Here is a 15,672-nt window from a genome sequence, read left to right as displayed (position 1 = left end):
AGCACCCGGCCAGGGTGTGAACAGTAACACTTCCTCAGCCTGTCTGCTTTCTTGACAGCAGACATACGCATTCCGTATGGACGGTCTGGCAGAACTGATCCACTGCCGTACACTTCACCAGTTTATATCCCCTTCCCTGTATCATCTCCAGGTCCCTCGCAAGGCTGGTCACCTTACAGGAAATGTAGACGATCCGGTCCACCCGGTAATCCAGGATCTTCGGCAACGCCTTCGGATGGATTCCGTCCCGGGGCGGGTCCAGCACGATCACGTCCGGCTTTTCCGAAATCTCATCCAGCACCCGGAACACATCCCCCGCAAGGAAGCGGCAGTTGTCCAGTCCGTTGTGCTTTGCATTCTCCCTGGCCGCTTCCACCGCCTCCTCGACAATCTCCACACCGATCACCTGCTTTGCCACCGGGGCCAGCACCTGTGCAATGGTTCCGGTCCCGCTGAACAGGTCAAAAACCGTCTGATTCCGGATATCACCGATGTATTCCCTGACCACACGGTACAGCACCTCGGCGCCGCGGGAATTGGGCTGGAAGAAGGAGAACGGCGTCACCTTAAAATCCAGTCCCAGAAGCTTCTCCGTAAAATAATCCTGTCCGTAGAGCAGCTCTGTCCTGTCACTTTTTACCACATCGGAGAGGGAATCATTATAAATATGAAGGATTCCCGCAATCCTCCCTTCCAGCTCCAAGCCCAGAAGCAGCTTTGTCAAAGGCCCCAGGTCCATCTCCTCCTGTGTGGTCGTCACAAGGTTGACCAGCAGCTCGCCGGTGGCATCCCCCCGGCGCAGAAGCAGATGCCGGAGATATCCCAAATGCTGCAGCTTCTTATAATAGGAAGTGCCACGCTCCTGAAAATACGCAAGTACGCAGCTTAATATCGCCGTCATGTCCCTGTGGACCAGCCTGCAGTCGGCTGCGGTCAGCACATCATAGGTGCTCCCCTTTTTATGGAGCCCCAGGGACAGCGGGCCTCCCTTATACGCGTCTCCAAAAGAAAATTCCATTTTGTTCCGGTAGCCAAATTCCTGTGGGCTGCCCAGAATCCCTTCAAACACATAGCTGCCCTCTGGCTCCAGAGCCTGATCCAGAACCCGTCTGACCTGGCCTGCCTTCATCTCAAGCTGGGCCTCATAGGACATGGTCTGGTACATGCACCCTCCGCAGGCCGGAAATTGGCTGCAGACCGGCTCCCTTGTCTCCAGGGGCGACTTCTCCAGCACCTCCAGAAGGCTCCCCTGGGCGCTGCCCCGCTTACACTTCCGAACCGCGAAGCGGACCTTCTGCCCCGGAATCCCGTTTTTTACCACTACATGCTGCTTTTCCCCGTCCAGATAGATATTTCCCTTGTTCGGAAAATCTACGGACTCAATGGTCCCCTCATATATCTGCCCTTTTTTCATCTCTTCCCCTTATCAATCATAGCCGGATGTCCCCAAAGGCTGTCCATTGCAATTCCCGGATAAAGCGCAACGCAAAAAGAGGCAGAGTGCAACAGTACATCCTGCCCTGAGCCTTTGACTCTCACAACAGCCGCCAATATGACCTGTCCGTCAGGAGAGCGCCCTTCCCTGCCGTGATCCATAAAGATCCGCGATCCGAAAAGAGCAGCCCGCCTGGCGGACAGGTCATCTATGTGCAAACACATCCCTTGGGCCTGTGCCCGCAGGAACACTCACCTGATTACCGCAGATTATACCTGGTCTTCCTCACTGAAATAATCATCGAAATCGTCGTCAAAATCTTCCTCGAAGTCTTCCAGATAATCCGGTGTCACAAACTTATACACGGCAAATGCAATCGCCGCAACCGCCGCGATCGCTCCAATGATCGCCAATGCCCATACAACTGCGTTTTTCTGCTTTTCCGCCTCGTTCCTGTGAAGCAGTTCCTTTAACTTTGTCTCCGCGATCAATCCTTCCACCTTGCTCATAGCATCCATATTCTTTCCGTCCTTTCCCATCTTTGAATCTAGATTCACTTGTTTTTTATTATAGCACTATCCTTTTCAGATTACTACTAAATTATATTATTTTTCAAAAATTTCACAAAAATTTGTTACTATTCATAAAAATTAAGAATATGGACACAAAATATTTTCAGGATAACTCCTCGATGTTTCTGTACGTCTATCCACAATTCTCCAAGACTTTTTCCATCATTTCTCCGGTAAAATGCCCTCCTGAAAGCATCATCAGCCAACGAAGCGGTGTAGTATTGTGCATATTTTGAATAAGCTCCGGGTTCTGTTACCCAGCTTGCCTTGTCCGTATGATTCAGACCGGGGGATTGTTGTGTGCGGATGTGGCACGGATGTCCGTATCACAAGTAAAGGCGAAAGGAATAGATGTTCCCGAGAACAAAAGAGAATAAGAGTTGTATTTTTACCCCATAGGAGTTTGTTGCTTCCATGGTGGGCGATTATGACTTATAACAACTTATCAAATGGTTTGTATGATTGTCATGGTAATACATTCAAGATGCATATTCAGAAAGGAAAAGGTTTTTGATGTAATTTGAGGCATTTTATGCTACAATTCGTATTAAATGTATATATGAGATTCTATTAGGAGGAATGACTATGGAAAACATCTTGCAGGCAGCCGACAGGCTATTCCAAAACCGTTATATTATCTCTATAAAAAAAGCGTTTATCATCACGTTGCCAATAATCATCCTGGGATCTATAGCATCGCTGATCAATAATATGCCCATTGACATAGTGCAGACAGGTCTGTCTACCCCGGCTGGACAGGTGATCCGGGTGGTAAATGGCGCGATCTGGCTGGGCAGCACAGCTATCATGGCGATTTTGATTGCATGGACTTTGGGCTATTATCTCGGTAATACCTATAAACTTAACGGTACGCTCTCGGCCCTCACAAGCGTATCTGCCTATCTGACCATTTGCGTCAGAACTTCGGATGGCGGCATCTCGCTAAGCCAATTGGGTTCCAGTGGGCTTTTCGGGGCTATTTTAATCGCGATTATGGCCACCGAGCTGTACCATGCATTTTCCAATCTTAAAATCAATATTTCGGAGGATACGGCGGAGGAGGTGCGGCAAATGTTTGCGGCTCTTTTCCCCGTCATGCTGTCCGTTTTCTGCATTGCCTTCACAAACGGCATCATATTGACGACCTCCGGCAAAGGGATTGACGAGTGGATTTATACTGCCCTGTCGCTTCTTTTTTCAGCGGCCGATGGTGGCGGACTTTCCGGTACCTTGTTACTGGTATTCGGCATTCATATTTTCTGGTTCTTCGGTATTCATGGCGGAAATGTGATGGACAGCATCATGGTTAGTGTCTTCGGCGAGAATCTCATCCATAATACCAGCCAATATGCTTTGAATCACGATGCTTTTGACAAGCAGCTTGACATTATCAGTAAGGGCTTTCTGGATACTTTTGTATTTATGGGGGGAGCGGGCACATCGCTGTGCATCATCATCGCGGTGTTGATTATTGCCAGGAGTCGGTATATGCGCAGCATCGCCAAAATGGGCGGTGTATTCGCACTCTTCAACATGAATGAAATTGTGTTGTTCGGCTTTCCTATAATCCTGAACCCCATTTTGCTGATCCCTTTTTTGCTCACGCCGCTCACGATAACGCTGGTTTCATGGAGTGCGATGTCTCTCGGTTTGGTTGCCCGGGTTGTAACCGAAGTGCATTGGGCGATGCCGCCTTTGATCAGCGGTTATCTGGCAACTGGCGGGCACCTGTCTGGCAGCGTCCTCCAGGTCATCAATATTGCTGCAGGCATTCTGATTTATCTGCCATTTATTCGCTTAATGGACAGGCGGGCGGTGCAAAAAGAAGCCCAAAAGGACGACAATACCGCTCTGCTAAAAAATACACTGAATACAGTGATTGAGAAAATCAATAACTCCACGGGTGAGGTCAATGGGGAGATTACGGATTTTTCAATCGTCCTGGAAAGCGTCGTCAGAGATTTGAATATGCTCTCTGCTCAGATGCAACAACAGATGCAATTGATGCATACCTGTGATGAATATACGCGGATCATTGATACCTCGGTGGGCAACACAGATAACAGTATAAAAATTGTCTTGCAGAATATGGAAAAAACAAACGGTCTGTCCATGGAAGGCGCACAGAGCATGCATCAAATGATGCAAAAGATGGAGGAAACTTTCCTCTCCACACAAAAAAACAATGAACTGGCCAGCCAGCTTAATCTGCGCTGTGAGCAGATTGAGGGAATGTTAAAAAGTATTGAGGATATGTTCTTGCAAACGGCTACTCTTTCACACAATGCCTCCATTGAGGTGACGCACGCCGGTGTTCATGGCAAAGAGTTTTCCGTGGTGGCCGCCAATATAAAAGATTTGTCGGAAGCAACAGCGAAGGTCGTTTCCGATATTGAGGGTTTGTTACAGGGGATGAAGGCGGATACATCTGATATGATTGAGCGATCTGAAGTCAGTTTGAGGCAGGTAGAAACCGGACTACAGAAGGTGATTGGCGCCAACCAGCTGTTTGATGAAATTGTACAGAATATTCACAATATTCAAGTACAGTGTCATGCGGTTCTTAAGCACAGCGGCGAGGTGATCGGCAAATTACAACAAATCAATGAACAAATCCGGACGACCAGCCATTTCTTTGCAGAAACGGCATCACATACGTCCAAGGTGGCTGAACAGGTTCGCAATAGGTCGGATGAGTCCAAAGAAATGGTGCATAAGCTGCGGAAGCTGAATATGGAAACAAGCCTTATGACAGTGAATGCGCTTGAGAACCTTGAAAGTTAGGTAATTGCGGATATAGAGAAAGGTGAGAAAATATATTATGAGCAATCACGAGGGAACATTTGAATCATCTGAAGCGTAAATCAAGCACAAACTCAGTGAGGCTCCGGAGCATGCGAATTATACATTAATATTCCTACTCACGTTTTTTTGTGCTGTCCGTACAACTTGTGGTACTACATTACGTCACCAGGGCAGAGTTATTTCTGGTAAGCGATTCAAAACCTACCATAGGTGTGGAAGCAATGATGCCGTGGAGCGAGTTTATAAAGGAGCGCTGTACCAGGGTGATGGATACAGAAACAGAAACACCGGAAAACAGGGGGCAGATACCGCTCTGAGAGGAGCCGCCCCCTATTTTGTGATGGAAACAGGATCTCTGATAGAAGAGGATATTTTGCTGACAGTACTAAGGCCCGATCGGGCTTTCCCACGTTTGAAAGATAGATTTTCGCATGTATCATTTACAATAAACTTTACATATTCTTCCATAGGCTATTCCATCTTGAAATTTCTTAACCCCTTATTTGTCAAACGCCTGCCGCCATCACAGCTTTTTCAGCTTTGCAAACCCTGCAAACATCTTGCGCACTCCCGCCGTGTCAAATTCCACCGTCACCTCATAGTCTCTTCCGCCCTCTGTGATCACCTTCACCGTGCCCTGGCCGAACTTCACGTGGCTGACCCGGTCTCCCACCGTATAATCCAGCCCCTTCTCCTTCGTCACCGCGAACTGCTTTGCACCCTTTGCTATGGAACTGCTCTGGAAGGGCTGCTGGTGAAAGGCCCGCCTTGCCTGCTCCTTTGCGCTGGGCGCCGGAGCACTTCGCTGCTCCTTTTCAAAGAGCTTTTTCTCCGTCTCGACCAGCTCCGACGGGATTTCCTTCAAAAACCGGGAGACCGGGTTGAAACGGATCTCCCCGCGGATCATCCGCTGGCTTGCGCAGCTTACGGTCAGCCGCTTCTGAGCCCTTGTGATTCCCACATAGCAGAGACGCCTTTCCTCCTCCAGATCCTCCGGGTTGTCCGTACTCATGGAACTTGGAAACAGCCCATCCTCCAGGCCCGCCAGGTACACATGGGGAAATTCCAGACCTTTTGCACTGTGGAGCGTCATCAGCACCACATAATCCTGGTTCTCATCCAGGCTGTCAATGTCTGCAACCAGCGCCACCTCTTCCAGAAATCCGCTCAGCCCCGGTTTTTCTCCCGCCTCTTCACAGGCTTCCTCATAAGACACGATCTTGCTCAGTAATTCGTCGATATTCTGGATTCTCGCTTCCGCGCCTTCCTCATCCTCCGCTTCCAGAGTCTCTATGTATGCCGTCATCTCCAGAATCTCTTCCATCAGCTCCGAGATGCTCTCCTGGTCCGCCCTGCTCTTAAAATATTCGATCAGCGCCACGAAGGAATCCAGCTTGGCCGCTGCCCGCCCGATATTCGGGATCAGGTCCGTCCCCTGCAGGGCGCCGTAAAATCCGATGCCCCGCGCATCCGCAGATTCCTGCACCCGGTTGATCGTAGTCAGGCCGATCCCCCGCTTTGGCACGTTGATGATCCGCCGCACTGCCAGGTCGTCCCGGCCGTTGTCAATGGTCTTTAAATAGGCCAGCAGATCCTTGATCTCCCTGCGGGCATAGAAGTTGATCCCCCCCACGATCTTATAAGGGATATTGGAAGCCACAAACTTTTCCTCAAAAAGGCGGGACTGTGCGTTGGTTCGGTACAAAACGGCGCTGTCCTGATAGAGCATGCCCTGGCGCACCTGGCTCTGGATATCCTCCGCAATGAACTCTGCCTCCTCGTATGCATTGTAGAACTGACGGTACAAAATCCGCTCCCCTTCCCCGTTGTCCGTCCAAAGGGTCTTGTCCTTCCGTCCCCGGTTGTTGCGGATGACCGCGTTCGCCGCATCCAGGATATTGCCGGTGGAGCGGTAATTCTGCTCCAGCTTGATGACTCTGGCATCCTGAAATTCCTCCTCAAAATTCAGGATATTGCGGATGTTCGCCCCGCGGAATTTGTAGATCGACTGGTCGTCGTCCCCTACCACGCAGAGGTTCTGATACCTGGCCGCCAGGAGGCTGATAAACCGAAACTGCACCGTATTGGTATCCTGGTACTCGTCCACCATGATATACCGAAACCGTTCCTGGTAGTATTCCAGCACATCCGGCTGGGTCTCAAAAAGCTGCACCGTCTTAAGCAGCAGGTCGTCAAAATCCAGCGCATTGCTGCCCCGAAGCTGGCTTTCATACTCCCGGTATACCCTGGCGATGTTTTTCTTTCCGTAATTGCCCTCCGCCTGCTCCTCATATGCATCCGGGGTAAGCATCTGGTCCTTTGCGGAAGAAATGGCCGACAGCAGTGCAGTTTCCTTATAAGCCTTTGTATCAATATTCAGCTTTTTACAGATCGCCTTCATCAGGGTCTTCTGGTCGTCGCCGTCGTAGATAGTAAAATTATTTTCATAGCCAAGCCGGTCAATATGCCTTCTCAGAATCCGCACACAGGCCGAATGAAACGTGCTCACCCAGACGCTCTCCGAGCCAAAGCTTACCAGTTTGTCCACACGCTCCCGCATCTCCCCCGCCGCCTTGTTGGTAAAGGTAATGGCAAAAATATTCCATGGATTGACCCCTTTTTCCTCCATCAGATAGGCAATCCGGTGGGTCAGCACCCTGGTTTTTCCGGAACCGGCCCCTGCCAGGATGAGGAGCGGCCCCTCCGTATGAAATACCGCCTCCCGCTGCTGCTCATTCAGTGTATCATATATACTCATTGTAATCTCCTTCTCGTATCGTTTCTCTTAAAAACGGATTCTGCCGGCATATCCTCCCGACATCCGGGCCGGCACAGGCACTTCCCCTTCCCAGTCTCTCACGCTTTTTTGCGCCGCATCCGTATCTCCCGCGGGGTACAGCCGTAAACCTCATGGAACATCTTGTTAAACAGCTTGTAATTCGTAAACCCATGATTTTCCGCCAGTTCCATGATCCCGGACTCGGTATTGCATATTTCCTGATAAATGTGCATCAGCCGCACCTGATTGACATATCTGGTAAAGGTCACCCCCATATTTTTCCGGAAAAAGCGGCTGAAATATTCTCTGCTCAAATAAAAATGAGAGGCAATGCTTTCCAGGGAAATGGGTTCCTTATGGTGAAGCTCGATATATTCGATCATCTCCTCAAGCCGTTCCAGGTTCTCCCGCTTTTCTGGCTTTTGCACCCATTCCCCGATCTCGGCGAACTGATTGACCAGTTCAAAAAAGACCTCCATGGCGATGGCCTGGCTTTTCAGCCTGTACCCGGTTGGATGCATGACATACAACGGCGGCAGCCCTTTCAAAATCTCACAGATCGAAAGGTAGGCTTCCAACTGCCCCTTCTGGAGCTCCGCCCTGGCGCAGCGAAAATGATATTCGTCCAGATTCGGGATAAAATTCTTCATGCTGCTGCGCGAAAAGTGGATCACCACCATCATGGACTCGCCCCTGCATCGAAATTCATGTAGCTGGTTCGAATCAATGACAACAAATTCTCCGGCCACAACAGGATAGTCTTTTCCTTCTATCATGATCTTCGCGTTCCCATTTAGGATATAAATCAGCTCCACGGCGGAATGCCAGTGAACCGGATTGTACTTTCTCACATTCGTGTAATAATGGATCTGTACGCCGGTCCGTTCCAGTTTAAATAACGGCTCATAAATCATACTCCGGTCTGCCTTTCCCTGTACTTGAAAACAGCAGGAACCGGATCATCCGGCACCTGCCTCTTCTCTATAAAATCTTGGATGCCTGTCCGCGGATTCTTTACGCCCCCCGCGTCAAAATTCCACTCTCTTCCAGGCACTGCGGTTTTTCCCGCTCTTTTAAATCTCCCTGGCTGCCTCAGCCGGCACTAAGCCCTGGCCGCGCCGTCCACGGACAGTACCTCGCCTGTCACATAGGAGGCCATGTCGCTTGCCAAAAACAGGAACGCATTGGCAACGTCTTCCGGTTCCCCGACCCTGCGCAGCGGAATGGTCGCGATCAGCGGCTGGATCATCGCGTCCGGAAGCGCCGCAACCATGTCGGTCTTTGTAATCCCGGGAGCCACCGCATTTACACGGATATTGCTCGGTCCCAGTTCTCTTGCCAGAGAAAGCGTCAGCCCGTTCACCGCAAACTTGCTTGTGGGATACGCAACGCCTCCCGGCTGTCCGGAAATGCTGACCATGGAGCTGGTATTGAGGATACATCCGCCGCCCTGCTCTTTCATGATCTTCACAACAGGCTGGATCGCGTTGAAGATCGCGCTTACGTTCAGCTTCATCACCTTTTCAAACTGCTCTGCTTTATAGTCGTCGATCTTGGTACTGTCCGAAACACCGGCATTATTTACCAGGATATCGATTCTTCCGTACTGATCCTGAATGTCCTGAATTGCCTTTGCCATCTCCTCCGCGTTGGTCAGATCCGGATGCGCGCCTTCCACCGGCCAGTCCGGATTCTCAGCCTTGAGAGACGTAAGCGCCTTCTCCACGGTTTCCGCCCTGGAGCCGAACAAAACGACCTTTGCGCCGTTCTCAAGATACTTTTTTACGATGGCATACCCAATCCCTCTCGTACCGCCGGTTACAACCGCTACTTTGTCTTTTAACATCCTAAATACCTCCTCATTGCATGAAACATTTGCACTAAGATTAGCATAATTTCATATAAAATGGAAGTCTTTTTGTGAAACTTCAACAACAAATCTTTTCCTTGCTATCTGGTTTTAAATACTATATAATAGTTCCATCGAGGTGATAACATGAAAATAGATTCCAGAGATATGCTGAACAGCATTTTGGAGAGCCTTTCCCGGATTGATTATATCCATGCGGACGACATTCCGAATATCGACCTGTACATGGATCAGGTGACCACGTTTATGGATACGCAGCTCTCCTCAACCAGGCGGTATGATCAGGACAAGATCCTGACCAAGACCATGATCAACAACTACGCCAAGAACAACCTTCTCCCGCCGCCGGTTAAGAAAAAGTATACAAAAGAACATGTACTGATCCTGATCTTCATTTATTATTTTAAAAATATCCTTTCAATCAAGGATATCGAGTGCCTCCTCCACCCTCTTACGGAAAAATATTTCCATAAGGAGGACGATTTTGATCTCACTTCCATTTATGAGGAAGTCTGCTCCATGGAAAAGTCTGATGTGGAGCCGCTCATGGAGGAGATGAAGGAGATCTATGCCCGGGCCATGGATTCTTTCTCGGACGCCCCGGATGAGGACCGTGCGTACCTGCAGTTTTTTTCTCTGATCTGCAGTCTCAGCTTCGATGTGTATGTAAAAAAAATGATCATCGAAAAGCTCATCGACTCCATGCCGGAGCTGAAATAATACAAAAAACTGCCTTTTTGCTTACGATGGCATTGCAATGCCTGTACCATCACTGTATCGGCCGGATGCCGTGCAGCGAGTACCCGGCACCGTTAACTCTAACCAATGCTTCGCCCGCCAGAGGTTCCTTTTTTTCCGGTTGGAAAATGAGGTACCCTGACGGGCGAAGCATTGGTTTTTTACACTCTTTCTATTTTAAAGAGAGGGGTCTGTCTCCTGGTCAATCCGCTCGAACACCATGTCATATCCGTCGTTTCCATAATTTAAGGAACGGTTTACACGGCTGATGGTCGCTGTGGAGGCCCCTGTTTTTTCCGCGATCTCCAGATATGTCTTTTTTTCCCTCAGCATTTTTGCCACCTCAAACCGCTGTGAAAGGGACAGCAATTCGTTGATGGTGCAGATATCTTCAAAAAATGTATAACACTCCTCTTTGTCCTTTAAGCTCAGTATTGCGCTAAATAAATAATCAACCGCCTCTGTTCTTATCTTCTTGCTCATATAGCCCTCTCCTTTGTTACGATCTCTATGGCCAGACGTACCGTTTACGTCTCCCAATATGCTGATATCCGGCATCGGCCTTTTCCATTTTAGCACAGTAAACTTTTAAAGTCCATACCTCCATTTCATTTTGCAAAATTTCACGTTTCCAGATTGCAATTCACTCTCCCCCCCGAATCCAAAATCAAAGTAACCATTCTTTTTTCCTGACATATAGTAATAAAGATTGAGACATCATTTTTCAGGAGGATTTATGAAAAAGCGCTTATTTACGTTACTTCTTACCACAGCCTTCGCGGTCCTGACCTTATCGGCCTGCGGAGAAAAAACAGCACAGGAAACGGCCGGCAATGCCGAAGAACCTGCGGCGGCTTCGAAGCCTGCCCCCAAGGAAGAGCTGTCTGACGTGACATTGAACGAAGTCGCCCACTCCATTTTTTACGCGCCCATGTATGTGGCCATCGAAGAAGGCTATTTTGAAGATGAAAATATCCGGCTGGAGCTTGTCTGTGGATTCGGAGCTGACAAAGTGATGACCGCCGTCCTCTCCGGCGAAGCGGATATCGGTTTCATGGGGTCGGAATCGTCCATTTATACCTATAATGAAGGGGCCAATGATTATGTCGTGAATTTTGCCCAGCTCACCCAGCGGGCAGGCAATTTCCTCGTCGCACGGGAGGAAATGCCGGAATTTTCTTGGAATGACTTGAAGGGGAAGACAGTTCTTGGCGGAAGAAAAGGTGTAGTACATATATAAATGTAAATTTAGAGACTATTATTATTCTATGTAATTGGGCGGATAAAATGAAGCGTATGAAGAAATTGCAGATGGCAGGGGTTCAATAGAGTTATGAGTATAATACGAACCATTTGTTATATTTTCAGGAAAAGACGAACCAAAACTTTCGTGTACAATTTCAAAAACCATCTTGGTTCGCAGTTGGATTTCGGTTATAATAGAATCAAGGTAATGGTTCCAAACAGCTATACAGAAAAAGGAGAGTTGATTTATGTCTGAGACAATCAGAAAGCAAATTAATTACACCGTAGTCTGCGTAAACGAATTTGCACGAAGAAAAGCGCTGCACCCCCGTATTGCATTTTTATATCTATATAATTATAAAGGAATCGACTTTTTAAAGGAAAATTACGATATAGAGCACACATTATCACTGGATGATGCCATAGAAGATTTAGATATCATCTGCAGGAACAATGGAGGTATGTTGGAATGAAACTGTATCATGGTTCAAATGTAGAAATACATGAAATTGATTTGGCGAAATGCCGGCCCTACAAAGACTTTGGACAGGGCTTTTATCTTACTGCTCTGCCGGAACAGGCAGTAAAAATGGCAAACCGTGTTTCCCGTATCTACGGCGGCAGTCCCTGCACTACCGTGTTTGATTTCGACATTTCTTCATTGGAACACCCGGAGCTCAACACCCGCATTTTTCAAAAACCCAGCAAAGAATGGGCATTATTTGTAATCAATAACCGGAATCGGAATTTCAAAGATTATTCTGATACAGAGTGTAATTTTGATTTAAAGTACGATCTCGTCACAGGCCCTATCGCCAATGATGATTTAGCACTGCTTTTCCGTCAATTCTCCAATGGATTGATTGGGGTTGATATTCTGGTAAGGGAAATGAAATACAAGAAGCTGACCAACCAATATTCTTTCCACACGCCAAAAGCCCTGGCGTATCTTAAAAAGGCAGGTGTACTACATGAGTAAAAGGGAACAGTTGATGGAATATATCACGCAGGATGTTGTGGCTTTTTTGGCGGAGGACAGACAGTTGGATTTTGCAGAAGCAATGCGGGTCTTCTACACATCTGAAACTTACGAAAGAATACTGGATGAGGAAACCGGGCTGTATCTGGAGGGGTCAGCGTATATTTATGATATCTTAACAACAGAGCTTGATCATGGCGGGCTGACACAGCTCGAATACTAAAGTGAATCACATTTTCTCTGACAGCAACGTATGACGTGTAACTTCCAGAGGTTGGATACAGAAGGGGACTGATAAAGTGATCTGTCATTTTTATCAGTTTAAAACAAAAATTTTAGGCATTAACATTGCGATTATAGTAGGCTTGTCCATTGCCATGAACATAATTATTAAGATGAACACTAATTTCTTGAAAGCTATCCTTCCGACGATACCACACAGCGGTATCTTTAAGCTGTGGTGCTGTCGCAACAGCCTTTAGTACCTGCCCTATCTGGAAGTCCAACAAGTCATTCTTTAGCCACCTTGCAATTTGGGCTGCCATAGATTTCGCCTTTTCGGAATCTGCATCAAGGCTATTATAAACAGAAATATAGAGATAGAAGAACAAGTCATCTCGGTATCTGCGCAAGAGCGTGTTAGCGTCTGCGATGCATGCACTCTCACAACATTAAGTCATCCTAATTCTTGCTAAATGGTAAACTTACACATAAAATATAGAACCGAGAATGCATTAACGGCTCTCCCGGTTCTATTTGAATACACTCAACTGTTTATGCGCAAATCTTCAACTTCCTGATAGGTCAATCCGGTATCTTCCACAATTTCATCAACTGGTCTATTCCGCTTAAGGAGTTTTTTGGCTATTTCAATATCTCTTTCCTTTCTGGAATTATACAATGCCTGTGCCTCGTCATGTCTTGCCTTCGCACGCAACCTTTCCTTCTCACGAAACTCTGACGAAGCAGTAATCGTATAATAAGCATTAATCGCCTGACTCATAACCGGCACCTCCATTTCTTTAATCTTTTCCAATTCCTCTTCTGTTTCTGCCCTGAACAGCGAAAGCCACAACAGCAACATATTATCCTCGCTGACATCGGCGGGAAGCTTTGGTAACTCGAAAAAATGAAATCCCATTTTATTTGACAGCAACGTATAGCGTGTAACTTCCAGAGGTTGGAAGAATGAATGATATTCTTCACATTCAAACAATATGAAATCTATAATACTGATAACAATCGTGCGTGGCAGTGTAGAATATCCCTGTCCTGTAAGCAACGCTGACGAAAACTCTCTTGCCCAGTAATACATTACTCTCTCTGGGTAATCTCCCTCATTGCTGACCTGCACTTCCAGATCGACACGCTACCCGTTCACGGTCATGTTAATATCCAGCCTGCAGAATTTGTCTCCTAGATTCTCAGGCGGCATCTCCGGATTGCGTATCACAAACTGCCCGATGCTTTCCAATGAAATCCCAAGCAGATCTGCGACCAGTTTCTTCAAAAGTTCCGGATACTGCACAAACAGCATTTTAAACAGCGTATCCGTCTTAAACGTATATTCGAGCTTTCTCATGGTATGTCCCCCTTAAATCTTATAATCCCCTTACTATTAGTATAGCATGCGCCATGGTTTATTTCCATAAAGATTTTTGCAGTAATTCTGGAATAACGGGAATCTTCTCATTTAACCTACGTACCAATATTTCCTCCGTCTGAATCATCCGGTTGATTTCCCGGATCTCGGGATGGTCTTCTGGAAGGAAACCATCTAATAAAGCCTGCCTTGCTTTTCGATAATGCCGCAGGCTGTCTTCCGGGAGTCTTTTCGATTCTATGACAGCAAGTGATCTGTAAAGCTGCGCCAGAAACAGATTCATCCCTTCTATCTTTTTAGAAAAACGTATCAAGGCAAATAAGCGTTTTCGTGCTTCTTGCCAATTTCCATTTGCCGCAAGCATCTGAGCATAAGAAAATCCCTGCACAAGCGTATCATGAGAGGAAACCGTTCCATACTTCTGTCGAATCGAAATGGCTTCTTCTATAGCAGAAAATGCCGCCTGTCTCTCTCCCAATGCAAGATATGTCTGACCAAGATTATTTTTCAAATTTGAAACCAAATCAGCATTCACCGGATGGAATGGTTCAAGCAGTTCTAACCCATGAAGATAATACTGTTTCGCTTTTTGATAATTGCTATTCCTATATTCAACGTATCCTGCATAGCAGTCACAAATAGCCGTGTGGCGCGTATTTTCCCCATAATCGGGCAAATTTTTCATAAGACTAAGAATCGTTTCAACAGCTTCTATTCGCCCGTATTTAGCCAGATACGCCATCATAGTGTCATAAACATTGTAGCGGATACTGCATCATCCAGCGTAATATTGCGGTAAATACTTTCTATTGTATTCAGTAATGCGTTGTAGTAAGGTACATCCATGCCATACACAATACAATTCTCAAAAATCCCCTTTAACAGATTTGCACATTTTGTAATAGATGGAGCTGTTTCTGTTAATAAAAAAGCATACTGAAACAGGCAGAAATAATATTCCACCTGTGACATTGCCCCAATTTTACGATTATCTAATATGATTTTTGATATAACAGAAAAATCCAGTCTATCCCTCAAATCAAATCCATCCCATTTTTGCCAATTTTATGCCAAGTCTGTGCCATTCAGAAAAAATCTCTGTTTTTATATACTGAAATTGCAGCAAGACCTCTTGGAAAATTATATTTGGTCACCAACCGCCAGGTTGATGACCTGCGCACGCACCAGTGTACTCCTTAATTATAGCTGTTACAGCCGGATTTTTCAAGAAACTGCTGCTTGTTCTTTGACAATTTCATACCGTTTCTTTCCGATAGTACAGGCACAGCAAAAGATTAAGACTCATATATTGATTTAGAGAGGATGTGATAACTTGAAAAAGCCGACTTATTATCTTTGGCGTGACGATTATGCTACACAAGAAGAATATATAAATGAAAAAAAGCGATACACAAGAATGGGATTCCGGGTTGTCACATTCATAGATGGCCCAAAGGATCGTGATATTAATGAAGGAATAAAAGCAGTGATCAAAAACCATATTTCGGATTATTGCCGTTGACTTGGGTGCTTTTTGTTATATACTATATTTACATAATAAAACAATTTATATTTACTTTTAAATATCATTTTATATGCCACTAAGTACTATATAAAGGAACAAATAACAGGAGAAAGGATGTGAA

Annotated in this window: 20 protein-coding genes; 8 read left to right on the top strand and 12 right to left on the bottom strand. The window is 46.6% G+C overall.

The genetic code is table 11. The annotated features are described in order from the left end of the window. Nucleotides 1–34: 34 nt before the first annotated feature. Entirely contained in the window at nt 35–1,414 is a 1,380-nt protein-coding gene (gene rlmD / locus EBB54_RS07735; protein WP_125126991.1) for a 23S rRNA (uracil(1939)-C(5))-methyltransferase RlmD, read from the bottom strand. 290 nt (nt 1,415–1,704) lie between these two features. After that, on the bottom strand, nt 1,705–1,944 hold the full coding sequence (locus EBB54_RS07730) for a hypothetical protein (RefSeq protein WP_044990722.1): 240 nt from the start codon (nt 1,942–1,944) through the stop codon (nt 1,705–1,707). Between the two features lie 648 nt (nt 1,945–2,592). On the opposite strand from EBB54_RS07730, the gene EBB54_RS07725 reads away from it, so the two are divergent. Continuing rightward, nucleotides 2,593–4,791 (top strand): PTS transporter subunit EIIC, encoded by a 2,199-nt coding sequence (locus EBB54_RS07725; protein ID WP_162307112.1) that lies wholly within the window; start codon nt 2,593–2,595, stop codon nt 4,789–4,791. Nucleotides 4,792–4,958: 167 nt separating this feature from the next. Then, entirely contained in the window at nt 4,959–5,129 is a 171-nt protein-coding gene (locus tag EBB54_RS30105; RefSeq protein WP_154677780.1) for a hypothetical protein, read from the top strand. A gap of 206 nt (nt 5,130–5,335) precedes the next feature. Here EBB54_RS30105 and pcrA read toward each other — a convergent pair whose 3' ends face one another. From pcrA to EBB54_RS07710, 4 genes are all read right to left on the bottom strand, one after another. Beyond that, complete coding sequence (gene pcrA / locus EBB54_RS07720; protein WP_125126989.1) at nt 5,336–7,570, bottom strand: DNA helicase PcrA; 2,235 nt, start codon at nt 7,568–7,570, stop codon at nt 5,336–5,338. Between the two features lie 98 nt (nt 7,571–7,668). Then, nucleotides 7,669–8,505 carry an AraC family transcriptional regulator gene (locus EBB54_RS07715; protein WP_125126988.1) on the bottom strand — a complete coding sequence of 279 codons (837 nt, stop codon included), beginning with the start codon at nt 8,503–8,505 and terminating at the stop codon, nt 7,669–7,671. Next, nucleotides 8,502–8,645: a hypothetical protein gene (locus EBB54_RS30765; RefSeq protein WP_154677779.1), complete on the bottom strand. Its 144-nt coding sequence runs from the start codon at nt 8,643–8,645 to the stop codon at nt 8,502–8,504. Before EBB54_RS30765 ends, EBB54_RS07715 begins: the two co-directional genes overlap by 4 nt. 48 nt (nt 8,646–8,693) lie before the next feature. Beyond that, on the bottom strand, nt 8,694–9,437 hold the full coding sequence (locus EBB54_RS07710) for an SDR family NAD(P)-dependent oxidoreductase (protein ID WP_125126987.1): 744 nt from the start codon (nt 9,435–9,437) through the stop codon (nt 8,694–8,696). Between the two features lie 150 nt (nt 9,438–9,587). Between EBB54_RS07710 and EBB54_RS07705 the strand changes: the two genes are divergently transcribed. Then, nucleotides 9,588–10,181, top strand: coding sequence for a DUF1836 domain-containing protein (locus EBB54_RS07705; protein WP_004081228.1), 594 nt, complete (start codon nt 9,588–9,590; stop codon nt 10,179–10,181). A gap of 195 nt (nt 10,182–10,376) precedes the next feature. Here the strand turns inward: EBB54_RS07705 and EBB54_RS07700 are convergent, their stop codons facing one another. Next, entirely contained in the window at nt 10,377–10,682 is a 306-nt protein-coding gene (locus tag EBB54_RS07700) for a YerC/YecD family TrpR-related protein (protein ID WP_004081229.1), read from the bottom strand. A gap of 253 nt (nt 10,683–10,935) precedes the next feature. Between EBB54_RS07700 and EBB54_RS07695 the strand changes: the two genes are divergently transcribed. From EBB54_RS07695 to EBB54_RS07680, 4 genes are all read left to right on the top strand, one after another. Beyond that, nucleotides 10,936–11,439, top strand: a complete 504-nt coding sequence (locus tag EBB54_RS07695; protein ID WP_125126986.1) for an ABC transporter substrate-binding protein — start codon at nt 10,936–10,938, stop codon at nt 11,437–11,439. Nucleotides 11,440–11,692: 253 nt separating this feature from the next. Then, nucleotides 11,693–11,917: a DUF3791 domain-containing protein gene (locus EBB54_RS07690; RefSeq protein WP_004081232.1), complete on the top strand. Its 225-nt coding sequence runs from the start codon at nt 11,693–11,695 to the stop codon at nt 11,915–11,917. Then, on the top strand, nt 11,914–12,423 hold the full coding sequence (locus EBB54_RS07685; protein WP_125126985.1) for a DUF3990 domain-containing protein: 510 nt from the start codon (nt 11,914–11,916) through the stop codon (nt 12,421–12,423). Before EBB54_RS07690 ends, EBB54_RS07685 begins: the two co-directional genes overlap by 4 nt. Further along, complete coding sequence (locus EBB54_RS07680) at nt 12,416–12,646, top strand: hypothetical protein (protein ID WP_125126984.1); 231 nt, start codon at nt 12,416–12,418, stop codon at nt 12,644–12,646. Before EBB54_RS07685 ends, EBB54_RS07680 begins: the two co-directional genes overlap by 8 nt. A 112-nt stretch (nt 12,647–12,758) precedes the next feature. Here the strand turns inward: EBB54_RS07680 and EBB54_RS07675 are convergent, their stop codons facing one another. The 5 genes from EBB54_RS07675 to EBB54_RS31095 form a co-directional block, all read right to left on the bottom strand. Further along, a complete protein-coding gene (locus EBB54_RS07675) occupies nt 12,759–12,968 on the bottom strand; it encodes a hypothetical protein (protein WP_125126983.1) in 210 nt (69 codons plus the stop codon). Between the two features lie 221 nt (nt 12,969–13,189). Beyond that, nucleotides 13,190–13,783 carry an Rpn family recombination-promoting nuclease/putative transposase gene (locus EBB54_RS07670; protein ID WP_125126982.1) on the bottom strand — a complete coding sequence of 198 codons (594 nt, stop codon included), beginning with the start codon at nt 13,781–13,783 and terminating at the stop codon, nt 13,190–13,192. Between the two features lie 9 nt (nt 13,784–13,792). Continuing rightward, the gene (locus EBB54_RS07665; protein ID WP_125126981.1) at nt 13,793–14,005 is read right to left on the bottom strand and encodes a hypothetical protein; all 213 of its coding nucleotides are present in this window, start codon (nt 14,003–14,005) and stop codon (nt 13,793–13,795) included. 58 nt (nt 14,006–14,063) lie between these two features. Further along, complete coding sequence (locus EBB54_RS07660; RefSeq protein ID WP_243127582.1) at nt 14,064–14,771, bottom strand: tetratricopeptide repeat protein; 708 nt, start codon at nt 14,769–14,771, stop codon at nt 14,064–14,066. Continuing rightward, nucleotides 14,768–15,064: a hypothetical protein gene (locus tag EBB54_RS31095; protein ID WP_243127581.1), complete on the bottom strand. Its 297-nt coding sequence runs from the start codon at nt 15,062–15,064 to the stop codon at nt 14,768–14,770. Before EBB54_RS31095 ends, EBB54_RS07660 begins: the two co-directional genes overlap by 4 nt. A 295-nt stretch (nt 15,065–15,359) precedes the next feature. Between EBB54_RS31095 and EBB54_RS07655 the strand changes: the two genes are divergently transcribed. After that, a complete protein-coding gene (locus EBB54_RS07655; RefSeq protein ID WP_044990924.1) occupies nt 15,360–15,548 on the top strand; it encodes a hypothetical protein in 189 nt (62 codons plus the stop codon). The last annotated feature ends 124 nt before the right edge of the window (nt 15,549–15,672 follow it).

The organism is Schaedlerella arabinosiphila, assembly GCF_003885045.1.
Lineage (GTDB): Bacteria > Bacillota > Clostridia > Lachnospirales > Lachnospiraceae > Schaedlerella > Schaedlerella arabinosiphila.
Note: the sequence above shows the minus strand (reverse complement) of the source record. Positions and strands in the feature narration are given on the sequence as shown.